The sequence below is a fragment of the Streptomyces sp. NBC_00080 genome (assembly GCF_045041255.1).
GTDB classification, from domain to species: Bacteria; Actinomycetota; Actinomycetes; order Streptomycetales; family Streptomycetaceae; genus Streptomyces; species Streptomyces coriariae.
In genome coordinates this window covers 3,176,750-3,199,429 of the sequence record NZ_CP108235.1, presented here as the reverse complement: position 1 = coordinate 3,199,429, position 22,680 = coordinate 3,176,750, and the positions used below count along the sequence as shown (strand labels likewise).

Below are 22,680 nucleotides of genomic sequence, written 5' to 3'. Positions count from 1 at the left end.
GCGGTGGCTCGTCTCAGGTGCGTCGGCTGGCGAGCCGGTAGACCACGTATGTGAAGCCGAGGATGACGTCGACGGCCGCCCATAGGCCGATGGTGAGGCCCACGCCGATTGTTGTTCCGACCTCGCTCGCGTCCTCGCACAGTTTCAGGGCGTCGCCTGTCCGGCTTCGGCAGTCTTCGGGGGTGCCGCTGGCGGTCGAAGCACCCGTGATCACCCAGATCAGGAACAAGAGCTGGACGGCAAGGAAGAGCCACAGGAAGACGCGTCGTCGCTTCTTCGGCTGAGGTGGCGTCCCGCCCTGGTAGGGACTGCTTGGCGGGGGCCCCTGTGGCGGTGTCGGCCAAGCGTTCGGTGGCGGTGTGGACCCTTGCGAGTTGCGTGGATCCCATTGCTGTGGATCTTGTGCACGGCGTCGTCGGCCCATGTCCCGCCCTCCTCTGTGCCGGCTGGCTTCATGGTGCGCTCGCGGTGCTGGTGACGCTCGTTGACGGGCACGGGAATCACTTGACAAGTCAACCTGGCATCTCTAACTTCGAACTTGCTAAGTCAACTTGTCAGGTGGCGAGTTGGTCGACTCCAAAGGAGAAATCTCTGTGCGTGTGATCCGCGTTGACGCCTCGACCGCGACGATCCTGCTCACCGAAGCGCCGGCACCGAAGGTGCGTGACCGGCAGACCGGTGAGATTGCCAAGGACGCCGTGAGCGGTGAGGCGCTGATGACCGTCGGCGTCGTCTTCATCGACGAGGGGGACTCGTCGCTCATCCAGGTCACAGTTCCCGAAAGCGGTGTGACGGAGGGCTTGACCGTCGGCGCTCCGGTGTCCCTGCCGGGGCTCATCGCCCGGCCGTGGGAGAGCGTGTTCAACGGCCAGCAGCGGCACGGCATCGCCTACCGCGCCACCGCGATCGCGCCGGGTGCCTTCCCGGTCCCGGTCGCTCAGGCGGGCTGATCGTCGTGACGGACCTGATCACGTTGGCCGAGCTGGGTGCACCGCTCGCTGCGATAGGCGGCGCGGCCTACGTCCGGCACGCCAACCCGGCCGCGTACTGGTCCACGGTCGGGCTGCCGGTCTCGGTGGCCCGGCTGCTGGCCTCGTACTCCTCGACCATGGACGCCTGCGGCCTGACTGTCGCGCCGTCCCGGTTGCGGGTGCTGGCCATCAAGGCGACCAGCCGACGGGAGATCCGTCCGGTCCCGCCTCGGCGGGGCATCATCCGGCCCACTACGACCGGCCTGCGCGTCCGGCTCCGCCTCGCTCCGGGGCAGGAACCCGCCGACGTCGCCGCCTCGGCGGAACGGCTCCGCCATGCCTGGGGCGTCCACGGCGTGTACGTGAAGGACGTCAAGCCCGGTGTCGTCGAACTGCGGCTCATCGGCTTCGACGTCCTGCGCAAGGTCCGGATGCCCCGACGGATTGAGGGCGGGTTCCTCAAGGTGCCGGTGGCGCTGCGGGAGGACGCCACGGCGTTCTTACGTGACTACCGCGCCGTTCCGCATGAACTCGTCCTCGGCGCAACGCTGTCGGGCAAGTCCATGTACCTGCGGAACCTGATCACCGGGCTTGCCCGGCAGTCCGTCGCCCTGGTCGGCGTCGACTGCAAGCGGGGCGTGGAGCTGGCTCCGTTCGCTTCCCGCTTTGCCGCGCTGGCGACCGATCCGGGAGAGGCCGCCGAGCTGCTCCCGGTCCTGGTCAAGGAAATGGAGGACCGATACGACCTGATCAAGGCTCGACAGGGGATCGCCCCCGGCATGCCCGACGAGGAGATCACCTCCGACATCTGGGGCCTGCCCGAGAGCGAACGCCCGGTACCCGTCGTGCTGTTCGTCGACGAGGTGGCCGAGCTCTTCCTCGTCGCGACCCGCAAGGACGAGGAACGCCGAGACGAGATGGTCACCCACCTCATCCGCCTCGCCCAGCTGGGCCGCGCGGCCGGCATCTACCTGGAGGTCTGCGGGCAGCGCTTCGGCGCCGAACTGGGCAAGGGCGCGACCATGCTGCGGGCCCAGCTCACCGGCCGTGTCTGCCACCGCGTCAACGACGAAGCCTCGGCCAAGATGGCCCTCGGCGACATCGCCCCCGAAGCGGTCGATGCCTCCTGCGCCATCCCTGCCGAGCTGCCGGGCCTGGCCGTGGCCGGTGACACCTCAGGCGGCTGGTCCCGCATCCGTACTCCGTACCTCTCCCTCGCCGCCGCTGCGGCCACCTGCCGGGACACGGCTCACCTCGCTCCGGACGTTGCGGCGCTCACGCCGTTCCGGCCGTACGTCCCGCCCGTAGTCCTCGACAGCCCCCAACCGGTACCCACCGCGCATCTCGCCTCCTCCACGCCGGAGGACTGAGCGATGCGCACCCACCGCATCCGCATCGACCCCGTCTTGGTCCAAGCGGCCATCGCCGCCGCGCTCTCCTTCGCCCACCTGCACGACCTCGCTGCGGCGGCCGGACAGGACGGCTGGAAGGCGTGGGCCTACCCGATCAGCGTTGACCTGCTCCTCGTCGCGGCCTGGCGACGGCTGCGCTCCGGTGCGGCGAAAGCCGCCGGCTGGTGCTGGTTCGTCGTCGCCCTGGTCGCGTCGCTGGGCGCGAACGTCGCCACGGCCGGCCTGCTCGACCTCGGGGACGTCCCGGCTTGGCTGCGCATCCTCGTCGCCGGGTGGCCCGCGGTTGCCTTCCTCGGAGGAACGCTCCTCGCGCACGGTGCCCCGGCCCCGGACCGCGACGAGGTGCCGGCCCCGGATCAGGACGAGGTGCCGGCCACGCCAGTCACGAATACCGCCCCTGCGCTGCCCGCCGCCGACCCACAACAGGCCGCACCGCCCTCCGCCGCCCCTGTCCCGCCCGCGCTCGTCGCCCTCGCTCGCAAGGTCGCCGACGACCACCGGACCCGGACCGGGACGGACATCGACACCCCGACCCTTCGCACTCGGCTCGGTGTACCGCTCCCGCTCGCCGAAGCCATCGCCGCCCAACTCGCCTGACTCCGGAGGACTTTCCACCTTGCGTCCGTCCACGCTCCGCGCGCTTAAGCGTGCCGCCGAGCTGACCCGACAGAACCGCCTCACCGAAGCCGTGCTCATCGCCGAACCGGTGATTCTCACCGCCGACAGCTACGAGGGCGACGAGATCTTGCGCTGGCTTGCCGACCACGTCGCCGACTTCACCGGCGAGAACCCTGTGGAGCTCCCCTGATGCCCGCCAACCGCCGCTTCCGCAACGTCGTCCGCATCGGACCCGTCCAGGTCGGCACCGCCTACGACGGCCGCGGGCGCGAGAAGCACACCGCCGTCTGCACCGCCCCGCGCTGCGGCTTCTCCAACGACTTCGACACCCGCGCCGCCGCCGAGCTCGCTGCCCGCACCCACCGCTGCCGCGTCCGCTGAGGAGATCCCGTGACCGTCTCGCTCCCGCTCGTCTTCGTCCTGGGCGTCATCGCCTGGGCCGCGATCAAGTTCCTGGGAGTCCGCATGTGGGTCGCCATCGTGATCGCCCTGTTCGGCTTCTGGCTCTCGCACACCTTCCTCGCCCCCGCCATCGGGTCCGGCACCCGCTCCGGGGTCGGCGTCGTCAACGGCGACAACCGCTGAAAGGAGCTCCGTCATGTTCCGCCCCAAGCTGCCCGACGTTCCTGTTCCGCCGTCGGCCTTGACTCACCACGAGCAGCATCACGACCCGGCGCCCAGGGCCGGCCGCTCGCTCAGCCCCTACGCGGGCCCGGTGGCCGCTGTCCTGGTCGGCGGTGTCGTCCTCACCGCGCTCCTGGCGGCGGTCGCCATCACGGCCATCTCCGTGGCCATCTCTGCCGTGGTCCTGCGCTCGCTCCTGAACAACGCCAACAGGCGCTGACCGGCCGCCGGGGCGGCAAACGCCGCCAAGCATCCCGCCGCCCCGGGGCCGTCCCTCCCAACCGCCGAAACAGCCGAAAGGAACACCCATCATTACCCGGCAGACTCCGCCCCCGCTGGCGGAACTCTCCATGCTGGCCTCTCTCGGCACCATGCCTGAGCTGGCCCGCCAACTCTCCGGCCTGGGCGGCTGCACCCACCCTGTCCGCCTCGACGGCCACCGCACCGAATACGCCGTCGCCACGACAACCGGAGAGATCGGCCGCACCCTGCACCACCTCGACTCGACCGCCCTCCCGGCCGGCCAACTCCTCGTCCGCTGCAACAACCGCCGCGCGACCCGATGCCCGGCCTGCGCCGAGACCTACCGCCGCGACACCTACCACCTGATCACCGCCGGACTACGCGGCGGCAAAGGCACCTCGCACCAGGTCGCCACCCACCCGCGCGATTTCGCCACCTTCACCGCACCCGGCTTCGGCCCCGTCCACAACCGCCGCACCGACGGACGCCCCTGCCGCTGCGGTGCCCACCACGACGAGAACGACAACTCGTTAGGCACGCCCCTCGACCCGGACCGGTACGACTACGAAGCAGCCGTGCTCTGGAACGCCCACGCCGGGCACCTCTGGCGGCGCTTCTCCATCTACCTCCGCCGGGAGACGGCCAAGCGCGCCGGCCTCACCCAACGCACCTTCCGCGACCACGCACGCGTCTCCTTTGCGAAGGTCGCCGAGTATCAGAAGCGCGGTGCAGTGCACTTCCACGCGGTCATCCGCATCGACGGCCCGGAAGGCGGCGACACGGCACCGCCCACCTGGGCGACGGCAGAGCTCCTGACGGACGCCATCCAGGCCGCAGCCACCGCCGCTCGCGTCGAGGGCCCGACCGTCGACGGACGCGCACACGCCTTCGCCTTCGGCCGCCAACTCGACGTCCGCACGATCCGATCCGCCGACTTCGACGACGGCCAGGAGCTCACCGAACGAGCCGTAGCGTCCTACATCGCGAAGTACGCGACCAAGGGTGCCGAGACGGCGACCGGCACGCTCGACCGCCCACTCAAATTCCTCGCCGAACTCGCCCAAGCGCGCATCTCAGACCACGCCCGACGCATGATCCGCGTCGCCTGGTCCCTCGGCGCACGCCCTGAACTCGCCGAGCTCCGACTACGGGCATGGGCTCACATGCTCGGCTTTCGCGGCCACTTCTCCACCAAGTCCCGCCGCTACTCGACCACTCTCGGCGCACTCCGCGACGCCCGCGCCGAATGGCGACGCGCACAAGCTGCTCCGGCCGTCGAGGCAGAGCCCACGGAATCGACCCTCGTCCTCGGCCACTGGGTGTTCGCCGGAACAGGTCTCTCCCGCGCCGAAGCCTGGCTGGCTGCATCCCTCGAACCCGCCCCCGGAACGGAAGGAGAACCGACGTGGACGCCCGTCGAGACGAGCTGATGACCGTTCGCCAGGTCCTGGACGAGCTGGGCGGCGTCTCTCGCCGGACGTTCTACCGCTGGCGGGAGCTGGGATACGGGCCGGCCGCGTTCAAGCTGCCCAACGGAGAGCTCCGGGTGTGGCGGAGCGACTTCACCACGTGGCTTCGACAGCTGGAGGCAGCGGCGTGAAGTCCCTTGACGTGAAGGTCTGGGCGGTTCGCAAGCGGGACACCAAAACGCCCTCGTACGGTGTCCGCTGGTCCGTTGCCGGCAACGTGCTCTCGGAGTCATTCCGCACGAAGGCGCTCGCCGACCACTTCCGCACGAAGCTCATGCGAGCGATGCGCGACGGTGAAGAGTTCGACACCGAGTCGGGCCTTCCGGCCTCGCTGGAAGAGAAGAAGTCGGCCGTGTCCTGGTACGCCTTCGCCCTCAGATACCTCGCCATGAAGTGGCCCCATGCCGCCCCCAATACGAGGGACGGCATCAATGAATCCCTCACCAGCGTGACGCTGGAGCTCCTCGACGAGCGTGCCGGACGGCCGTCCGATGAGGTGATCCGCAAAGCATTGCGCAACTGGGCCTTCGTGTTGCCGGGGCCCGACGATCGGGAAGTCCCGGACGACGTGCGGAACGTTCTGCACTGGGTGTCCAAGGCCTCCCGACCGCTCGCCGATCTTGCTGAGCCCGCCACGGCCCGCGCGGTCCTCGACTCGCTGAAGCTCAAGCTCGACGGTACGGCGGCAGCGGCAGAGACCGTGCGGCGCAAGCGTCGGACGCTCGTCAATGCCGCGAACTACGCGGTCGACCTGGGGGAGCTGCGCGAGAACCCCATCACTGCGGTTCGCTGGCAGAAACCGAAGGTGTCCAATCAGGTGGACCCGCGCGTAGTCGCCAACCCGGAGCAGGCTCGCAACCTCCTGGCGGCCGTCTCCTACGTGGGCGGATACCGACGTGCCCGCGGCCGTCGTCTCGTGGGTCTGTTCGCCGCGATGTACTTCGGTGGCCTCCGGCCGGCTGAAGCGGTCGGCCTCGCGGAGACGGACCTGATCCTCCCCGAACAGGGCTGGGGCTCGGCGGTGCTTCACCGAACGCGCCCGTCGGTCGGCAAGCAGTGGACCGATTCTGGGGAGACCCACGATGACCGCGGGCTGAAGAACCGGCCGACCGAGGACGTCCGGCGGGTACCTATTCCGCCTCACCTCGTCGCCGTGTTCCGTGAGCACCTGGCCACCTTTGGTACGGCGGACGACGGGCGCCTCTTCTTCAGCGAGAAGGGCTCGGTCGTCCCGTCCTCCACCTACTACCGCGTCTGGCAAGAGGCCCGGCTCCTCGCGCTCCCGCCGGCCGCCGCCTCCTCGCCGCTCGCGAGTCGGCCGTACGACCTCCGTCACTCCGCACTGTCCACGTGGCTCAACGCCGGCGTCGACCCGACCGAGGTCGCTGAGCGCGCCGGCAACAGCGTCGAGGTGCTGCTGACCCGCTACGCGAAGTGCCTCGACGGACGGCAGGACGTCGCCAACCGGCGTATCGAGGACCTTCTGCGCGAGTACGAGTGAGACACCCTGCACCCCACCGAGGCCCCGGGCATCTTGTCCGGGGCCTCTCTCGTTTTGAGCGCTACCTGCTGCGATGCTTCGAGCCGAGAGCGGACGAGGGGGGCTCGTGGAGCTGAGGGTGACGCGCTGGAAGCGGTACGGACAGGATCGTCTGTACGCGAACCTGCCGGATGGCACCGCGGTTGGCTGGGCGGACGTTAGGACGGGGGACATCACGGTCCTGGTCGCCGAGTATCGCGACGACGTGGTTGCCGTGCTGACACGCCACTTACGGAACGACTCCGAGTCGGTCATGCCGCAGGGGGCACCTGAGGCTGAAATGCGCCCCATGCTGCCGCCGTTGACGTCGGCCGACGACCTGTCCACCAACCGCCCTGGTGAGTCCCTCCGGGACCTGCTCGACAAATCCGGGGTGGGTCTGATTGAGCGGCTCGTCTCACAGCTCTTGCGGCGTCGCACAGAGTGGGACTCCTGGCGCAAGGGACTGGCGGGGGAGAGGAGAGTGGGAGCCGAGCTGAACCGTTTGGTGCGTCACGGCTGGCGGGTCCTGCATTCCATCCCCCTGGCCGACAAGGTGGACGTCGATCACTTGCTGGTCGGGCCCGGCGGCGTGTTCAGCATCAACACCAAGCACCACCACAAAAAGGCTGTATGGGTCGGCGACGATTCCGTGAAGGTCAATCGCGGAAAGTCGGCGCCCTACGCGCGCAAGAGCCGGGCGGAAGCGAAGCGAGTAGCTCGAGTGCTTGAGCGCTATTGCAACTTTCCCGTACCGGTGGAGCCCGTGCTCGTCTTCGTCGGCGTGACCGATCTGAAGGTGGTTGCCACACAGCTCAGCGTGCGCGTGTACCAGGAGCGTCAGGTGGCGGCACTGGCGCCACTCTCCGGGGTGCTGACGGCCGAGCAGGTCGAGCAGGTGTACAGCGTCGCTCGCCATCGACAGGCTTGGAGCCAGGCCTGAGCCGCCCGTCTCAACGAGGTGTCAGTCATACCTGGGGGGGAGTGGTTCACCTGTTTCAGCGTGTTGCAATGGCATCTGCGACGCTGAAGACAGCGTCGCACTCGGCGCATTGCGCCTTGCCGAAAAGATAAGTCAACTTGCCCGCGACATCGGCCTGGTTGTCGGCGAGCGCGCGACTGTGCAGTTTTTGGGCAAGGCCCTCCAGCGCTGAGGAGTCTGCAGGCTGAAGAGGGATCTTCTTTGCCGCGGTCTCGTTCATGTACATGCTGTCTGTGGTCGAGAAGAAGCCGTACTCACCGAAGGCTATGAAGTTCTCGGCGCCACACGCGGGGCAGGGCACTTCGTACTCGTCATCGTTCAGGCCGTCGAGTTGTTCGCCCCAAACCGCGACATCTTCGAAGCCGAGTAGTGCGGCGAGCAAGTAGACATAAGTTCCGGGGTCATCGCTGAGGCTCGGATCCCGAAGAGCTTCCTCAGTCAGTCGCAGCAGATCGGACATCTCCGAGGCGTAGGCCACGTGGGGATCTTGCTCGCCGTATGGCTGGTCAGTACTGGCCGCGATGGCGCCGGCCAGCAAGAGTGGTTGCTGTCTGTCCGCAGGCGACCACTGGCGCGCCATGTCTCGTAGAGCCGGCAAGGCCGCGTGGCTTGCTGAGTAGACGGTGCCCTGATGGCACAGTCGGGACCAGAGCTCGGTCCAGTCTGAATCGTTCGGGGCTTGGCTCACCGCTTCGAGCAGACCGGGAATGTCTTCTGCCGTGCCGTAGGCGTGGTTGAGCTGCGACCAGTCCGTCATGCCAGCGATCTAAGCAGTCGGGCGCCGCAGACTTCACGGCTGGGGGCGTGCTAGTCGCCTGTCGTCGGAAGTAGTCGGCGACCTGCGGCGATGCTCCAAGATCCCGTCCACGCCTCGTCCACAGACCTCGACATAGGGCGGCTTCGGGCTGCATTTGCCTGCACATACGCCAAGACCCCGTCCTCAGCGAAAGCGCTGGTGGCGGGGTCTTGGGGCACCTAATCCAAGGTGCCCCCGGCAGGATTCGAACCTGCGCACACGGCTCCGGAGGGCGTGATCAGCTAGTGCTGCATTGCACGCCTGACCTGCGGAAACGAGACACCAAGATCACGCAAACGGGACTTTCACTCGTCGCTCACTCGGAGGCCTTCTGTGAGACGGACAACGACGAAGGGCCCCACCGCGAACGGTGGGGCCCTTCCACATCGTGCCCGATGAGGTACTGGCACCGGATACGAGCGAACGGTTCAGGCCGAGGCCGCGGCTCAGACGCGAGGGACGACGCCGACGAATTCCTCGCCCTTGTGATTGCCCACAATGAAGGCGAAGCCGTGGCCAGCCGCGCAAGTGAGGTCGACCCGTACGTATCCGCCTCGGGTGCCAAGGGGGCTGTCGTAGTCGTCTCTGTCAGGCTGGACGGTTACCGCCCCGTGGTCACCTCCGTCGGCCGCCCGTTCGACCTCACAGATTCCACAGGCGGGGCACATGAGCTTCCACTGAAGGTTCCACGAGCCGGGGGCACTGTCCGTGGGTACGAGGGTGCCCGCGTGGGACATTGGCATGGCATCTCCCTGAAGCTGGGTCTCTATTGGCGTCCGGATAGTCACAAAACTTTTCCCTGAGCAATTACGATCTGCTCTGCCGTGAATCGCATCAGGGGAATTTCGCGGGCCAACTCCTCGTCATGCGCGAAGGGTGCATACTTTGGCAGTTCTCCTTCTTTGGCGTGCACCAGGGCATTCCTGACTTTGTAAATCCTTTTGGCGATTGCGCCACGCGCCGCCTCTTCGTCATTCCCGCGAATGCTCACTTTGCTTGCGCCAGCAAAAGGTACGTCACTGGTTGCGTAGTGGTTGACCAAGTCGGCGTCGTAGGCATCGAGGTCGGCTACGAGGCGAGGGATGCTGACGAATCTATCGAGCACCAATTGCAGTGCCCGCTGTTCGTTCACCCCGCCGTCGTCCTTGATTTGGCCCTTAACTTTGGTGACGATCTTGACGATGGACTGAATATCCTTGTTCCGGCGAGCAGAGAAAGACGGGTCGGTAATACCCGACCGCACCTGGTTTATCAAATCCTCATTGAACACCTTCTCGAAAAAATGCTCAGCGATGTGATAGTAGGCCAGGTATTCCAATAGCGGGATTTCTGCGGCGACGCCCATGAGGTAGTGGTGCACCAGGTCCGCGTCGTAGGTCTGTCTGGGTGCGTCAAGAGAACCGTTTTGACTCCTCCGTACCCGCTGGATAGCTTGCGGCCGAAACATTGCTTCTAGTCCGATACGAGCTGCCGCATCCGTGTTGTAAGCGGCATGGAAAAGGAATGAATTGGCGAGTGTCTCAAAGTCCGCACGGGATTTGACGGCTGTGATTTGCAACGTAGTGGCGCGGAGACCTTCGGCGATGACATCAAAGAGTGTGTCGCCTTCGACCGGACTCAGTGCCACGCGGCCGTTGCCTGCTTGGCGTATCCTGTTCAGTATCATCCTGGATCTCCCGGAAGTCAGGAGAACCGGATTTTGTGCAAACTTACACAATAGATAGGCGGCGAATTCTCGGGAGGGCCTACCGACTTTAAAAGTGACGGGGTTGTCGCCCTGTCCCTCAAATGTCTTGTCTTCGAAAAATCTATCGAAAGCGCCGACCTGATCGAGCGAAACCAGGGAAAACTCGGCTTCGTTTTCCCACTGGAACGAGCTTTCGGTCTTCGATTTTGCGCTGTTAAGACGAGTCGCGATTTCGCTTATTTCGATACTGCTTGCGCCATTGATTGTCCCGCCGTCGGCTAGCGGGATGGGGTCCCGCAGGGTGAAGTCACCGTTTACCGCCCCATCGCTGCGGAATACTCGTCGAAGCCCCTCCGTGATGGATGCTTCGTTTATGACTGGTTGTCCGCTCATGTCTACCCTTTTGTATGCTCGTAAAAGCGTTCCTCTTTGCGCCCCTTCTGTAGAAGCATTGTGACTAGCGGAAAGCCCGCGTGGCGGGAGATTGAGGAAAGTCGAACATCAGTGCGTATCTTGGAGGGCGGTTTGGATGCCCTACTAGCTGACAGCACGTCCGTGGGAAGCTGGAGTGAGGCGCCACCGGGACGCCAGCGAGGTCGAGGTAGGGGAGGCGAAGTGCCGCAGGGCAGTCCGCGAGGTACGTACCTGGAGGTCTCGGAATCTCTCCGCGAGAAGATCAGGAGGGGAGAGATCGCCGAGGTACTGCCTTCTCAGGCGGCACTCGTGAGCGAGTACAGCGTGAGCCGCAGCACTATTGAACGGGCCCTTGCCGCGCTCAGAGCTGAGGGCGCCATCGAGTCGGTACAGGGTGCCGGGTGGTTCGTGGCGGGGACCGGTGACCGCCGGCCGTTGGTCGAGAAGGTGACCGACCTGTTGCGGGCCGACGGGGTGAGGGTCGGCGATCGCTTCCCTACCGAGAAGGAGCTGTGCGAGCGCTTCGGAGCGTCGCGGACTGCCGTCCGTTCCGCCATCGCGCAAATGGAGGGGCAAGGGCTCATCGGCAAGGGTGCGGGGCGAGGCCGGGAAGTCCGCATGCTGCCTGTTGGACGGGGGACTCAGACGGCATGACGACGACCGAGCGTACCGAGTTCGATGCGGACGCGGCAGGTGCCATTCTGCGTAAGGCATGCGAGGCCGCCGACGTGGACCCAGACGGAATTGAGATGCTGCGATTCGGGGACCATGCGGTATTCCGAATCGACGGCGGCCGGATTATCTCACGGGTGGGCCGGAGCCCCGATCGCCTTCCCTCCGTCCAAAGGGAAGTGGCCGTGGCGGAATGGCTCGCGGCTGAGGGATACCCGGCGGCACGTCTCGTCACAGAGGCCGAACAGCCGGTCGTCGTTCAGGGGCATCCTGTGACATTTTGGGAAGGTCTCGCCAACGGAGAAAACTACGCAAGTACGGGCGAGATGGGTGACCTGTTGCGGCGGCTTCATAAACTGGATTCGCCACCTTTTCCTCTCCCACCCCTTCAGCCCTTCGACAGGGTCGCGCAGCGTTTGAAGCGTGCCGCCATCCCGGACACAACCCGCGCATTTCTTCGGTCCATGGCTGACGACTTGGAAGCCGAGTACGGCCGTATCCGCTTCGCGCTTCCGACGGGTCATCTACACGGTGACTTCAACGTCGGCAACGTTCTGCGTGACACGGCCGGCCACCCCAAGGTCATCGACCTGGACGGCTTCGTCACAGGCCCGCGAGAGTGGGACCTCATGCAGACCGCTATGTACTACGACAGCTTCGGTTGGCACACAGAAGCCGAATACGCCGATTTCGTCGATGGGTACGGGTTCGACGTGAGGGGATGGTCCGGGTATACCGTCCTCCGCAGCGTCCGCGAGCTGCTGATGGTTACGTGGCTTTCGCAGAATGCTGGTACCGACCCGCGCGCGGCGGATGAAATTGAGAAGCGAGTGGAAAGTCTCCGGTCGGGTGGCTCTCGCCGAGGTTGGGCGCCTTTCTAGGCGCGTCAGCCGACCTGTTGCCAGAGGCGGAATCCACGGGCCTGTTCCTCGAATTCGCGGAACTCCGTGGCCCGCCTCATTCCGTCCGTGACCCGCTCCTGGAACTCCCGCACGTACTGAACGCAGCGCGCAGACTTCAAACCCTCGCCGAGTCGTAGCGCGTTCAGACCGATAGTGAATCCTTGGCTGATTTCCCCTTGGTTGATGTACGCCTCAGCCTGAACCATCGTTGCGAAGAAGTCGCTTCGGTTGTTCAGGCCGTCGCCGAAGATGGAGCCCGCGCCCCGTTCCGTGGCTTCGACGGAGCGCCCCAGATCGCGGAAGCAGTGGCCTATCTCGGCTGCAAGTTCCACTTCGTCGAAGTACGAGATGTACGGCGGATCGCTGTCTGAGGTCCGTTGGCCAAGCCGGAGTTCTGCCTCCGCAAGGGCTAGGTCGCAACCTCGTTCATCCCCGAGACGGGCGAGGGCCCGTGCCTCCATCGCGCGGAACTGTGCTGCCATCGTCGGTCCCAGGATGCCGGCGGGCCCCGTGTACGCGGCACGGGCGAGCGTCGCCGCGTCCTGGTATCGCCCCAGGAAGGTGGCCTGATGGCTCATCGCCGACAGGACGCTTCCGCCGAGAAGCCTGTCACCGGCTGCTTGCGTCATGCGAAGCGCTTGGATGAGGTACCGCTGAGCGATGCCGTGAAGGCCGCTGTCGTAGGACATCCAACCGGCGAGTAGGAGCGCTTCGGCCACAGCCGAATGCAGTTCCTTGCCCACGTCGTCGGAGTACTTCCCGTCAAGCATCGGGCGGACGTCCGTGTGCAGGTACTGAATCAGGGCCCGGCGGGCGTGGCCGCCGCCGAACTTCCCGTCAAGCATGCTGAACGCCTCGGCTGTCGAGCGCACCATGTCCACGTCCACGGCGCCGATCGCACGGTTGCCTGTCCGCGTCAGTTCACCGTCCGGAGGGGCGACGATCCAGCGTAGGGAAGCGGCGTTCCAGGCTGCGGAGTCCGGCTGTGCCCGTACCAGCGCCTGAGCGTCGGCGAGATCGGCACGCCAAAGGTCGGCCACGGTCTTGGCTGTGGTCTCCGGCTTGTCCGCGAACTCAAGGCCCAGATCCGTCTGCACGGCGGACACCGCCGCGTTGCCCATCCCGATGTCGTCGATCGTGAGTTGGCGCCCCAGCTTGCGCCCGATGGCGTCGGCGATGAACCGGGGCATGTTGCCGCGGGGTATGGAGCCCTTGAGCCACCTGGTGACGTACGTGTGGTCACAGGTGATGACCTCACCTGACCTAGCGGCGGCGGCCACCACCGCGCGGGCAAGCGACTTGTGTGAGAGGTCGGCTTCCTGCATGAGCGCGGCTAGTCCGGCGTTCTGGTCTGCCATCGAACCCCCAGAGGACGGCCGTAGTGCCAGCTTGACTCAACGTCACTCTACGCAGGTCAGGGCCGGGCTGTAGAGGTATTACACGTAGAAGTGCACGAGTGCACCCCCAAGTGCACGCTCCCGAAGTTCCGGCTGGTTGGCGACAGTTGAACCACCACCGCACGGAACAGGTCGGCGGGTCCGAGTCAAAAACTACGGGTTGACGGCGCGGAATCCTTCTGCCAACGTGAGTGGTAGGTAATACACACCACGCATTGCGGTGTGGCGGTGCCGCATCAGCCGGAAGACCTGGGAAGGCGACGTTGTCGCACGCCAACGGGCTGGGAGCGGTCGTTCCTTGAGAACTGAACAGCGTGCCAAGAACGAGTGATTTTGGCTGCTGATGGCTCCTCTGTGGAGGCGTCAGCAGCAATGACCGCTCGTCTTCGACGAGCGGTCGCCGTAGCCCGGATTCCTAGGGTTCACGGCTCGCTCAGCACATTCCTGCCGGGGCGGTCGCCTCTCGCCAAAGACCGAGGCTGCCCCGGCTCCCTTCGCCATTCAGGAGAGATCCAAATGCGTACGTACATCGGCAACCATCAGGTACTGAACCCCGCCGAGTTCGAGGAACTGGCGCTCGGCTTCGACGAACTGCCGCTCGGTATCGAGCGCGACCTGTTCCGCGGTCCGCTCGCCCCGGAGTCGCCCGAGGAGCGGGCGGCCCGTCTGGACGTGGCCCGTGAGGTCATCGCGGACCTGGCCCGGCAGGGCGAGGGCGGTGACGAGGTCGCCGCGTGGGACGCGCTGTACGCCGACGCGCTGACCCGCACCGTGCCGTTCCTGCGTGCCGCTCGCACCGCCGGCCGTTCGGCTGGAACGGAGGAAGCGGCATGAGCCACACCCTTACCGCCCTGGCCGCAGCCCTCCCGCTCGCGTCCGGCTGGTCCATCCATAGTCTGTGGATGCGTCGCCGGATCGAGGCGGCCCGCCGCGACCCGCTGACTGGCCTTTGGACCCGCGACGCGTTCACCGAGCGCGCCGAGCGCCGCCTCTCGTTGCGGCCTGGCGCGGTCTATCTCATCGACCTCAACGGGTTCAAGCAGATCAACGACACGCACGGGCACGCCGCCGGGGACTCCGTCATCCGCTCCACCGGCAAGCGCCTGCGCGAGTGGGCCGTGAACAACTCCGCTGTCGTGGGGCGCCTGGGCGGCGACGAGTTCGCCGTGATCGCAGCCGTCTACAGCCTCGATCACCTCACCCGCACGCTCAACGCCCTCACCGAGGAGCTGGAGCAGCCGGTCGAGGCGGTGGGGCACACGCTTGAGATCACCGCGTCGATCGGAGCGGTCGGCTTCGACCCGCGCACGGACGTGGCGGAGCTCTCGGAGTTGCTGCGGCTGGCGGATGAGCAGATGTACCGGGCCAAGCGCACCGGCGCCCCGTGGCTGACCGCGCTGAGCCTTGAGAAAGAGTGCGCCACAGTCAATGGCCGCCGTGCCGGCCGCCGTGGCACGGCGAACGGAACGGGGGCAGCAGCATGAACCGCTTCGCGAAAACCCTGCTGGTCGCTGCTCTGGTCGGCGTGGTCGGCATGGCCTTCCGCGTCTCGTGGAACGCACAGCGGGACGTGGCCCGGACGGTAGGCGCGGACGGCACGGCTGCGCTGCTCTACCCGTTCGTGGTCGATGGCCTAATGGCCCTCGCCCTGGTCGCCACCCTCGTGCTCACCGGCAAGGACAAGACGTTCGCCCTGCGGGTGCTGGCCGGTTACACGGTCGCCTCGCTGGTTCTCAACTACGTGCACGGCCTGGTTCCCGCACTGCACGGCGGGGGCGAGCGGATGCAGTTGGCCGACTGGGACCCCGCCAACTGGGTCCTTGTACTGCTGGCCACCTCGCTGCCGGTCGGGTCGATTTTCTTCGGCTCGGACCTCGTGGCGAAGGTTCTGCACCACCGAACCGCCCCGGTCACAGATCAGGATGAATCAGAGCATCCCACAACAAACCGGTTGGGGTCTGACCTGCACGAGTCGACCCCCGAGGCACCGCCTGCGGTGCCCGAACTTCCGGTCCCCGAGTCGGCCGGTCCCGTACCGGCGACCGAGCCGGTAGCGGCGGTTGATTCGGCTCCGGTAGTCGAGCCGGTGGAGCCCGCCGAGTCGGTTCCGGTGAAGGCTGTCGCCGCTGTGGAGTCGGCTCCGCGTCGGGCGACCGGTCGGGTACCGCAGTCGGCTCGCACGCCCCGACCGACCCGCACCCCGGACGAACTCCTTGCCGAGGCCCGGTCGGTCACGGCCGACTGGTCGGATGGTGAGCTGACGGCCGAGGCGATCCGCAAGGCGGTCCGTACATCGTCGGCCAACGGCCGCACGCTGCGGGACGCGCTCAAGGCGGAGCGCGCTGAGCCGGATGACGGTGCTGAGGCGACGGCCGCGTAATGGGGGCCAGCCGCTTCTACGACCCCACCGGCGCCCGCTACGGAGTGCCTACGTTTCCGTGGCGGATGGCTCCGGACGGGATGGTGACCCGCCGACAGCTCCGTACCAAGGGGCTGCGGCCCGGCGGGCAGGACGTCGCCGCTCAGGTCCTGTGGTACTCGCGCCGCTACTCGCGCAAGGGCACGAGCCCGATCCGTGTCGCCTACCTGTACCGCGTCGACCTGGCCAAGACGGTCCGGCCGATGACGCCGGCCAAGTGGGCCGCGCTCGCCAAGGCGAACGCCGCCCGCCGGGTCTGTCCCGAGTGCCGTACCGATGCCGGATACCGCATCCCGACTTCGCTCGGCATGTGCGTGAGCTGCGCGGACGCACCCCGGCTCGCTGCCTGACCTCCCACAACTCCCGCTCAGCGGGGGCCCGGACGGCTCGCCTGCCAAAGCACCGTCCGGGCCCTTTCCCACCCCACTCGACAAGAGGGAGCAGACCCCCGTGTCTGAGAACACCGTCACTGGCCAGCCCGAAGAGCCCGAGCGTCCCGACGCCGAGGTCTTCGACATCACCACCAAACGACCCGCTGCCGCCCCGGCCCCGGAACCGGCCGAAGCGCCCGTTCCCACCCCGCCGGCCGAAACGGACGACGACGAAGACGAGTCGCCCCGACTGCGGCCGGTCGACTCGCTCAACCTGCCCGCCCCAGGCATCACGAACTACAAGCGACTGCCGATCCTGCCGAGCTGGCTGACGTCCAAGCCGGGGTTCGTCTCCACCACCCAGCGCGCGGCCAGCAACGCGTTCTACTCCACCGCCTTCCACGGCATCCGCACCCCCTGGTACGCGCTGCAGCTCGGGCTGAACGCCCCGCGCGGTGCGGCCCGTCTGGTCCGCGACACCAACCGGTGGATGTGGGACGCCGAGGCTGCCCCGCTACGCGCCTACGAGGTCTACAAGGAGAACACCGCCGAGTACCTGAAGCTGTCGCGTCAGCGGGACAGCCGGGTTCGGCTGCGGGTGTTCGTCACGACAGTCGCGCTCGTCTTCGGTACGGCGTTCGCGCTGACCATGTACGTGATGGCCCCGGGCTGGCTCGCGGTGCTGGCGTCGGCTGCGGTGCTGGTCGCCGGTTTCTGGGGAGCTCCCAAAGACCAGCCCGTCATCGGGCCCGCGGTGCTCAAGACCGAGATCCAGAAGCTCACCGGGGCCATCGTGCTGCGCGCGCTGGACAACATCGGCAACCCGAGGCTGACGGCCGCCATCAAGAAGGGCGGTGACATGAACGGGATGCGCTTCACCAGCGAGATCACCCGGGACGGCCCCGGATATCGCGCTGACCTGGACCTTCCTTGGGGTGTCACCCCGGAGGACATCATGGAGGCGCGTAAGCCGCTGGCGTCCGGGCTACGCCGCAAGGTCGGATGCGTGTGGCCATCGGCGGACCCCACCGAGCACGAGGGGCGGCTGATCCTGTGGGTGGGCGACAAGCCCATGAACGAGACGACCAAGCCCGCGTGGCCGCTGCTGAAGTCCGGGCAGGTGGACCTGTTCAAGCCGGTCGTGTTCGGCAACGACCAGCGCATGGGCGACGTGGCCGTGACCCTGATGTTCGCCTCCGTCGTCGTCGGCTCCATCCCGCGCATGGGCAAGACGTTCCTGATGCGCCTGTTCCTGCTCATCGCAGCCCTCGACCCGCGCGCGGAGCTGTACGCGTTCGACTTCAAGGGCACCGGCGACTTCGGCGCCCTGGAACCGGTCTGCCACCGCTACCGGGCCGGTGACGAGGACGAAGACATCCTGTACGTCCTGGAATCGCTGCGGGAGCTGCGGGCGGAGCTGCGCAGGCGAGCGAAGGTCATCAAGTCCCTGCCGCGCTCGCGCTGCCCGGAATCGAAGGTCACCCCGGCCCTGGCCAACGACAAGTCCCTCGGCCTGCACCCGATCGTCGCCGGATTCGACGAGTGCCAAGTCCCCTTCGAACACGAGAAGTACGGCAAGGAAATCGAAGAGATCGCCACCGACCTCGGCAAACGCGGCCCCGCCCTGGGCATGGTGACCCTGTTCGGCACCCAGCGCCCCGACGCGAAGTCGCTGCCCACCGGCATCTCAGCCAACGCCGTGCTGCGGTTCTGCCTCAAGGTCATGGGCCAGCCCGCCAACGACATGGTCCTCGGTACCTCGATGTACAAGGCCGGATACCGGGCCACCATGTTCTCCCGCACCGACCGCGGTATCTGCTGGATGGCCGGTGAGGGCGATGACCCGCGCATCGTCGCCTCAGCGTTCGTCGATGCACTCGGAGCCGAACAGGTCGTCGTGCGGGCCCGCAAGATGCGCGAGGAGTACGGCAACGTCACCGGCCACGCGATCGGCCAGGAACCGGAGAGCGGTGAGGCCGCCTTCGATCTGCTGGCCGACATCCTCAGGGTCGTTCCGGCCGACGAGGACAAGGTGTGGAACGAGAAGGTTGCCGCGCGCCTGGCCACGCTGCGCCCGGAGGTCTACGGCGGCTGGAAGGCCGAGACGGTCACCTCGAACCTCAAGCCCCATGGCGTCACCGCGCAGGACGTATGGGGCACGAGCGACAAGGGCAAGGGCACCACCCGCCGGGGCATCGCCCGAGCCGACGTCACCACGGCCATTACTGTGCGTGACGAAAAGCGGTCCGAGGGCTGACGCGCACCGCTGCTAGACCTAGCAGTCATCGCTGCTAGGTCTAGCAGCTCCACTAGCAGCCCAAACCGGCCCTCATCAGCGATCTCGCACCTAGCATCCCACCTGCGGAAACGCCGAAAACCCTGCCTGGAAGGCACCCCATGACCCTCACCCTCCTTGCTAGCACCTGCCTGCTCATCGTCACTCTCGGTTACGCGAGCCTGTGTGCGGGCAGCCCGTTCGGCAACTGCCGCAAGTGCCGCGGCTTCGGCTTCGCGATGAAGACCGACCGCAAAGGCCGCCTCATGCGCGGCAAGCCGTGCCGCCGCTGCAAGGGCCACGGCAAGCGCATACGGATTGGCCGCCACCTCTACAACCTGTGGCTGCGCCTGTACCGCGACGGCACCGATACCACCAAGAAGCCCGCCTTCAAGCCCGCCTCGAAGGGATAACCCCGATGGCCATCACCGTCTCGCTCGTCGCCCTGTTCGGACTCGTCCTGTTCTTCCTGCTGCGCTCCAAGACCCTCGGCTACGGCTCCGCGTTCATCGCCATGATGTTCGGCTTCTACCTCGCCTCCACCGGCGCCTCCAAGCCGATGAACGACCTCACCACCGCCGTCGTCAACGCCATCGGCAACCTGTAGAGGAGCTGGCCATGAACGAACCGATCATCGCCCGGCACTGGCTCGCCATCGTCGCGCCCAAAGCTGCCCCCGCCATCGCCACCTCCACCGTGCTCACCCTCGGTCGGATCTGGAACGCCAACGGCGCCGAACACTCCGTAGGCAACGCCGCCCTCATGGTCGTGCTCGCCACCGGGGCCGCGACCGCCGGCGCTTTCGCGTCGGCCGGTCGCGGCGGTGACCCCGTCATCGCCGGAACCGCGTTCGCCGCCTCCGGCGGGCTCGCCCTGGCCGGGGTCGCCGGATACGCGGACGGCCTCTCGCTGCCGCTGCTGCTGTGGGCCCTGGCCACCGCCGTCGCCTACGGGCTCGCGGCCCGCTACTGGCGCACCGACCGCCGCGCCACCCTCGCCCATCACCGGCACACCGCCGAACGGCGCGAGGAACACGGCCACATCGAACGCGTCGAAGCCCTGCGCGCCGGAGCACAGATCGAGGTCGCCCGCTCCGGCGCGGCCTACGCCGAACAGCTCGCCACCGCACTCGTCACCCGCGCCGCACTGCCCGGCTTCAACCCGAAGGCGCTCACCGACGCGGGCCTGCCCGAACTGCCCGCAGTCACCGAGCACGAGTAGCTATGCCCGGGGCGGTCGCCTCTCGCCAAAGACCGCGACCGCCCCGGTTCCTCTGTCCCTTCGCAGAAACAGGAGAACCCTCAGCATGACACCAACCTTCGCCTCGGCGCTGCTGCGCGCAGCCCTGGCCGCCGCTGAGCGCGGCTGGCCCGTCTTCCCCCTGCGCCCCGGCGACAAGCGGCCCGCCGGACACCCCGAACGCAACTGCCCGGCCACCGGCCGGTGCGCGGACGGGCACCGCACCCCGGAACAGCGCGCCACCCTCAACCCCGAGCACATCTCCCAGTGCTGGCAGGCGGCCCCCTACAACGTCGGCATCGCCACCGGCCCCGCAGGGCTCGTGGTCGTAGACCTCGACATCCCCAAGGACGACAACGACACCGCACCGCCCGAATGGGCGGGCATGGCCGATGGCCTGGACGTGTTCGCCACGCTGTGTGAGCGCGCTGGCGAGCCGCTGCCGACCGAGACGTACACGGTGCGCACCCGCCGTGGCGGACAGCACCTGTACTTCACCGCACCTGCCGAAAAGCGGCTACGCAGCACGGCGGACGTGCTGGGGTGGAAGGTCGACACCCGGGCCTGGGGCGGGTACGTGGTTGCGGCCGGCAGTGTCGTGGGAGGAGCGCCGTACGAGATCATTCACGACGCGCCCACGGCCCCCCTCCCTGCGTGGCTTGGTGACCTGCTCACCCCCAAGCCCGCACCGGCCCCGATGCCGCTGGCGGAGCTGTCGGCCCGGATGCGCAACGCCACCTCCTACACCACCGCAGCACTGCGCGGGGAGCTGGAAAAGGTGCTGTCCGCCCGTCAGGGCGGTCGTAATCGTGCGGTGTACTTCGCCGCCTACGCCCTCGCACGGATGATCCGCAACGGCGATCTCACCGAGGCCGCCGTCACCGGCGAACTCATGAGCGCCGGGCAGTCCATCGGCCTGCCCACCGGAGAGTGCCGCACCGCGATCCGCTCCGGACTCGTCCGCGGCGGCGCACTGGAGGCGAGCGCGGCATGAGCACACAGCCCGTGGACAACTCGGAACTGTGGGCCGGATTCGAAGCCCTGGACGCACAGCAGGCAGCCGCCGCGCCCTGGGAGGAGCCGATCCCGCTCACCGCACGCCGGGAACTGCCCGCCTTCCCCACCGAGGTCTTCCCGGCCTGGCTCGGAGACTTCGTGAGGGCGGTGGCGGAGGAGACACAGACGCCCGTGGACATGGCCGCCTCCCTCGCGCTCGCGGTGCTGTCGACCGCTGCCGGGGGCCGCGCCGTGGTCCACGTCCGGGGCCGCTGGCGTGAGCCCACCAACGCGTTCGTGGTCGTCGCCCTGCCGCCGGGCAACCGGAAGTCGGCCGTGTTCTCCCTGATGACCAACCCGCTCTACAAGTCGGAAGCGCTGCTGTCCGCCGCATCGGCCAGCACCATCATCGAAGCCGAGATCACAGCGAAGCTCGCCAAGGAGGTCGCTGACAGTGCCGCTGCCAAGGCGGCCCGCGCGGACGCCGACAAGCGAGACCAGCTCGTTGCGGAGGCCATCAGCCTCGCGCAGACCGCCGAATCGCTCACCGTGCCCGCCAAGCCCCGCCTGCTGGCCGACGACGCGACGCCGGAGGTGATTGCCTCGCTGCTGGCCGAACAGGGCGGCAGGCTGGCCGTGATGAGCGCTGAGGGCGGCATCTTCGACATCATCGCCGGACGCTACTCCGGCACCCCCAACATGGAAGTCTTCCTGCGAGGGCAGGCAGGCGACCGGCTGCGCGTGGACCGCCGGGGGCGTGAGGAGTTCATCGAGGCGCCCGCGCTGACCATGGGTCTGACGGTGCAGCCGTCCGTCCTGGAAGACATCGGTCGCATCAAAGGAGCAGGGGACCGAGGCCTGTTGGCCCGGTTCCTGTACTCGCTGCCCACCTCCCTCGTGGGGCATCGCAAGATCCTGCCCGACACCATCCCCGACGAGGTGGCCGACACCTACGAGGAACGCGTCATCGCGCTGACCATGTCCCTCGCGGACTGGACAGACCCGGCAGTTCTTCAGCTCTCACCCGAGGCGAACGATGCGCTGGTCGCCTACGAGAAGCGGCAGGAACCGCGACTGCGCAAGCGCGGCGGGGACCTCGGGCACATCGGCAACTGGGCCGCGAAACTGGGGGGCGCGACCTGCCGCCTCGCTGGGCTGCTCCACCTCGCCACGCACACCGAGAACGGGCACACCCAGCCCATCACCGCCGACACCATGCGCGACGCGGTGAAGCTCTCGGACTACTTCACCGGCCACGCCCTGGCGGTCTTCGACCTCATGGGCGCCGACCACACCGCCAACCGCGCCCGCATCGTCTACGAGCTGCTGCGCGCCAACCAGTGGACCGAGGTCAGCAAGCGCGAGGTCATGACGAAGCTCTCCCGCTCGGAGTTCCCCACCGTGGCGGACCTCGACCCCGCGCTGAACCTGTTGGAAGACCACGGATACATCCGGGTCCAGCCCGTTCACCGCTCCGGGGGACGCGGCCGACCACCCTCGCCGCGCTACCTCATCCACCCGCAGCTCAGCGAACCCACCGTCTGACCCCGCCACAGAAACCACAGAATCACAGAAATAACCCCGCACCGCCCCTGACCTGCACGAACACAGTCAGGGACGGCAGGGAGGTGGCTGCCACAGAAACCCGCAGAAGAACCACACAAATACGAGCCC

Annotated in this window: 27 protein-coding genes; 23 read left to right on the top strand and 4 right to left on the bottom strand. The window is 67.3% G+C overall.

The features are described from left to right. Positions 1-13: 13 nt before the first annotated feature. Positions 14-229: a hypothetical protein gene (locus OHU34_RS13955; protein ID WP_405766591.1), complete on the bottom strand. Its 216-nt coding sequence runs from the start codon at positions 227-229 to the stop codon at positions 14-16. 364 nt (positions 230-593) lie between these two features. Here OHU34_RS13955 and OHU34_RS13950 point away from each other — a divergent pair, with 364 nt between their 5' ends. The 11 genes from OHU34_RS13950 to OHU34_RS13900 all read left to right on the top strand — a co-directional run bounded on the left by OHU34_RS13950 (position 594) and on the right by OHU34_RS13900 (position 7,799). After that, positions 594-950, top strand: coding sequence for a hypothetical protein (locus OHU34_RS13950; RefSeq protein WP_057603435.1), 357 nt, complete (start codon positions 594-596; stop codon positions 948-950). Between the two features lie 5 nt (positions 951-955). Then, on the top strand, positions 956-2,341 hold the full coding sequence (locus OHU34_RS13945) for an FtsK/SpoIIIE domain-containing protein (protein WP_405766589.1): 1,386 nt from the start codon (positions 956-958) through the stop codon (positions 2,339-2,341). 3 nt (positions 2,342-2,344) lie between these two features. Then, complete coding sequence (locus tag OHU34_RS13940; RefSeq protein ID WP_405766586.1) at positions 2,345-2,980, top strand: DUF2637 domain-containing protein; 636 nt, start codon at positions 2,345-2,347, stop codon at positions 2,978-2,980. Between the two features lie 19 nt (positions 2,981-2,999). Next, positions 3,000-3,191 carry a hypothetical protein gene (locus OHU34_RS13935; RefSeq protein ID WP_405766584.1) on the top strand — a complete coding sequence of 64 codons (192 nt, stop codon included), beginning with the start codon at positions 3,000-3,002 and terminating at the stop codon, positions 3,189-3,191. Beyond that, positions 3,191-3,382 carry a mobile element transfer protein gene (locus OHU34_RS13930; RefSeq protein ID WP_230194639.1) on the top strand — a complete coding sequence of 64 codons (192 nt, stop codon included), beginning with the start codon at positions 3,191-3,193 and terminating at the stop codon, positions 3,380-3,382. The genes OHU34_RS13935 and OHU34_RS13930 overlap by 1 nt, the downstream gene beginning before the upstream one ends. A gap of 9 nt (positions 3,383-3,391) precedes the next feature. Further along, a complete protein-coding gene (locus tag OHU34_RS13925; protein ID WP_405766581.1) occupies positions 3,392-3,586 on the top strand; it encodes a hypothetical protein in 195 nt (64 codons plus the stop codon). A 13-nt stretch (positions 3,587-3,599) separates the two neighbouring features. Then, positions 3,600-3,845 carry a SpdD protein gene (locus OHU34_RS13920; RefSeq protein WP_230194638.1) on the top strand — a complete coding sequence of 82 codons (246 nt, stop codon included), beginning with the start codon at positions 3,600-3,602 and terminating at the stop codon, positions 3,843-3,845. 130 nt (positions 3,846-3,975) lie between these two features. After that, positions 3,976-5,298: a replication initiator gene (locus OHU34_RS13915; protein WP_405766538.1), complete on the top strand. Its 1,323-nt coding sequence runs from the start codon at positions 3,976-3,978 to the stop codon at positions 5,296-5,298. Beyond that, positions 5,298-5,468 (top strand): AlpA family transcriptional regulator, encoded by a 171-nt coding sequence (locus OHU34_RS13910; RefSeq protein ID WP_060900682.1) that lies wholly within the window; start codon positions 5,298-5,300, stop codon positions 5,466-5,468. Before OHU34_RS13915 ends, OHU34_RS13910 begins: the two co-directional genes overlap by 1 nt. Continuing rightward, positions 5,465-6,838, top strand: coding sequence for a tyrosine-type recombinase/integrase (locus OHU34_RS13905; protein ID WP_405766535.1), 1,374 nt, complete (start codon positions 5,465-5,467; stop codon positions 6,836-6,838). Before OHU34_RS13910 ends, OHU34_RS13905 begins: the two co-directional genes overlap by 4 nt. 73 nt (positions 6,839-6,911) lie before the next feature. Next, entirely contained in the window at positions 6,912-7,799 is an 888-nt protein-coding gene (locus OHU34_RS13900; RefSeq protein WP_405766533.1) for a nuclease-related domain-containing protein, read from the top strand. A 55-nt stretch (positions 7,800-7,854) separates the two neighbouring features. Here the strand turns inward: OHU34_RS13900 and OHU34_RS13895 are convergent, their stop codons facing one another. Together OHU34_RS13895 and OHU34_RS13890 are read right to left on the bottom strand one after the other, a co-directional pair. Further along, positions 7,855-8,595 (bottom strand): hypothetical protein, encoded by a 741-nt coding sequence (locus OHU34_RS13895; protein WP_405766530.1) that lies wholly within the window; start codon positions 8,593-8,595, stop codon positions 7,855-7,857. Positions 8,596-9,418: 823 nt separating this feature from the next. Further along, a complete protein-coding gene (locus tag OHU34_RS13890) occupies positions 9,419-10,714 on the bottom strand; it encodes a hypothetical protein (protein WP_405766528.1) in 1,296 nt (431 codons plus the stop codon). 222 nt (positions 10,715-10,936) lie between these two features. Between OHU34_RS13890 and OHU34_RS13885 the strand changes: the two genes are divergently transcribed. Beyond that, the gene (locus tag OHU34_RS13885) at positions 10,937-11,389 is read left to right on the top strand and encodes a GntR family transcriptional regulator (protein WP_405766526.1); all 453 of its coding nucleotides are present in this window, start codon (positions 10,937-10,939) and stop codon (positions 11,387-11,389) included. After that, positions 11,386-12,288, top strand: a complete 903-nt coding sequence (locus OHU34_RS13880; protein ID WP_405766524.1) for a phosphotransferase enzyme family protein — start codon at positions 11,386-11,388, stop codon at positions 12,286-12,288. Before OHU34_RS13885 ends, OHU34_RS13880 begins: the two co-directional genes overlap by 4 nt. Positions 12,289-12,293: 5 nt before the next feature. On the opposite strand, the gene OHU34_RS13875 is transcribed toward OHU34_RS13880, so the two are convergent. Beyond that, on the bottom strand, positions 12,294-13,667 hold the full coding sequence (locus OHU34_RS13875; protein WP_405766522.1) for a hypothetical protein: 1,374 nt from the start codon (positions 13,665-13,667) through the stop codon (positions 12,294-12,296). A 555-nt stretch (positions 13,668-14,222) separates the two neighbouring features. Here OHU34_RS13875 and OHU34_RS13870 point away from each other — a divergent pair. From OHU34_RS13870 to OHU34_RS13825, 10 genes are all read left to right on the top strand, one after another. Further along, positions 14,223-14,540, top strand: coding sequence for a hypothetical protein (locus tag OHU34_RS13870; RefSeq protein WP_405766521.1), 318 nt, complete (start codon positions 14,223-14,225; stop codon positions 14,538-14,540). Further along, complete coding sequence (locus OHU34_RS13865) at positions 14,537-15,190, top strand: GGDEF domain-containing protein (protein WP_405766519.1); 654 nt, start codon at positions 14,537-14,539, stop codon at positions 15,188-15,190. Before OHU34_RS13870 ends, OHU34_RS13865 begins: the two co-directional genes overlap by 4 nt. Continuing rightward, positions 15,187-16,086, top strand: coding sequence for a DUF2637 domain-containing protein (locus OHU34_RS13860; protein ID WP_405766517.1), 900 nt, complete (start codon positions 15,187-15,189; stop codon positions 16,084-16,086). The genes OHU34_RS13865 and OHU34_RS13860 overlap by 4 nt, the downstream gene beginning before the upstream one ends. Continuing rightward, positions 16,086-16,475, top strand: a complete 390-nt coding sequence (locus tag OHU34_RS13855) for an RRQRL motif-containing zinc-binding protein (protein ID WP_405766514.1) — start codon at positions 16,086-16,088, stop codon at positions 16,473-16,475. Before OHU34_RS13860 ends, OHU34_RS13855 begins: the two co-directional genes overlap by 1 nt. A gap of 100 nt (positions 16,476-16,575) precedes the next feature. Next, a complete protein-coding gene (locus OHU34_RS13850) occupies positions 16,576-18,753 on the top strand; it encodes a cell division protein FtsK (RefSeq protein WP_405766512.1) in 2,178 nt (725 codons plus the stop codon). A 140-nt stretch (positions 18,754-18,893) separates the two neighbouring features. Further along, on the top strand, positions 18,894-19,184 hold the full coding sequence (locus tag OHU34_RS13845) for a hypothetical protein (protein ID WP_405766509.1): 291 nt from the start codon (positions 18,894-18,896) through the stop codon (positions 19,182-19,184). A 5-nt stretch (positions 19,185-19,189) separates the two neighbouring features. Next, positions 19,190-19,378 carry a hypothetical protein gene (locus tag OHU34_RS13840; RefSeq protein WP_403035036.1) on the top strand — a complete coding sequence of 63 codons (189 nt, stop codon included), beginning with the start codon at positions 19,190-19,192 and terminating at the stop codon, positions 19,376-19,378. Between the two features lie 11 nt (positions 19,379-19,389). Beyond that, on the top strand, positions 19,390-19,992 hold the full coding sequence (locus OHU34_RS13835) for a hypothetical protein (RefSeq protein ID WP_405766507.1): 603 nt from the start codon (positions 19,390-19,392) through the stop codon (positions 19,990-19,992). An 85-nt stretch (positions 19,993-20,077) separates the two neighbouring features. Continuing rightward, complete coding sequence (locus OHU34_RS13830; RefSeq protein ID WP_405766504.1) at positions 20,078-21,004, top strand: bifunctional DNA primase/polymerase; 927 nt, start codon at positions 20,078-20,080, stop codon at positions 21,002-21,004. Beyond that, positions 21,001-22,551 carry a YfjI family protein gene (locus tag OHU34_RS13825; RefSeq protein WP_405766501.1) on the top strand — a complete coding sequence of 517 codons (1,551 nt, stop codon included), beginning with the start codon at positions 21,001-21,003 and terminating at the stop codon, positions 22,549-22,551. The genes OHU34_RS13830 and OHU34_RS13825 overlap by 4 nt, the downstream gene beginning before the upstream one ends. The last annotated feature ends 129 nt before the right edge of the window (positions 22,552-22,680 follow it).

Coding starts and splice junctions, on each gene's coding strand:
- OHU34_RS13855 (WP_405766514.1), top strand. CDS start 16,086: ATGGGGGCCAGCCGCTTCTACGACCCCACCGGCGCCCGCTACGGAGTG.
- OHU34_RS13910 (WP_060900682.1), top strand. CDS start 5,298: ATGACCGTTCGCCAGGTCCTGGACGAGCTGGGCGGCGTCTCTCGCCGG.
- OHU34_RS13940 (WP_405766586.1), top strand. CDS start 2,345: ATGCGCACCCACCGCATCCGCATCGACCCCGTCTTGGTCCAAGCGGCC.
- OHU34_RS13875 (WP_405766522.1), bottom strand. CDS start 13,667: ATGGCAGACCAGAACGCCGGACTAGCCGCGCTCATGCAGGAAGCCGAC.
- OHU34_RS13870 (WP_405766521.1), top strand. CDS start 14,223: ATGCGTACGTACATCGGCAACCATCAGGTACTGAACCCCGCCGAGTTC.
- OHU34_RS13835 (WP_405766507.1), top strand. CDS start 19,390: ATGAACGAACCGATCATCGCCCGGCACTGGCTCGCCATCGTCGCGCCC.
- OHU34_RS13895 (WP_405766530.1), bottom strand. CDS start 8,595: ATGACGGACTGGTCGCAGCTCAACCACGCCTACGGCACGGCAGAAGAC.
- OHU34_RS13890 (WP_405766528.1), bottom strand. CDS start 10,714: ATGAGCGGACAACCAGTCATAAACGAAGCATCCATCACGGAGGGGCTT.
- OHU34_RS13845 (WP_405766509.1), top strand. CDS start 18,894: ATGACCCTCACCCTCCTTGCTAGCACCTGCCTGCTCATCGTCACTCTC.
- OHU34_RS13840 (WP_403035036.1), top strand. CDS start 19,190: ATGGCCATCACCGTCTCGCTCGTCGCCCTGTTCGGACTCGTCCTGTTC.
- OHU34_RS13865 (WP_405766519.1), top strand. CDS start 14,537: ATGAGCCACACCCTTACCGCCCTGGCCGCAGCCCTCCCGCTCGCGTCC.
- OHU34_RS13880 (WP_405766524.1), top strand. CDS start 11,386: ATGACGACGACCGAGCGTACCGAGTTCGATGCGGACGCGGCAGGTGCC.
- OHU34_RS13900 (WP_405766533.1), top strand. CDS start 6,912: ATGCTTCGAGCCGAGAGCGGACGAGGGGGGCTCGTGGAGCTGAGGGTG.
- OHU34_RS13860 (WP_405766517.1), top strand. CDS start 15,187: ATGAACCGCTTCGCGAAAACCCTGCTGGTCGCTGCTCTGGTCGGCGTG.
- OHU34_RS13930 (WP_230194639.1), top strand. CDS start 3,191: ATGCCCGCCAACCGCCGCTTCCGCAACGTCGTCCGCATCGGACCCGTC.
- OHU34_RS13915 (WP_405766538.1), top strand. CDS start 3,976: ATGCTGGCCTCTCTCGGCACCATGCCTGAGCTGGCCCGCCAACTCTCC.
- OHU34_RS13830 (WP_405766504.1), top strand. CDS start 20,078: ATGACACCAACCTTCGCCTCGGCGCTGCTGCGCGCAGCCCTGGCCGCC.
- OHU34_RS13825 (WP_405766501.1), top strand. CDS start 21,001: ATGAGCACACAGCCCGTGGACAACTCGGAACTGTGGGCCGGATTCGAA.
- OHU34_RS13920 (WP_230194638.1), top strand. CDS start 3,600: ATGTTCCGCCCCAAGCTGCCCGACGTTCCTGTTCCGCCGTCGGCCTTG.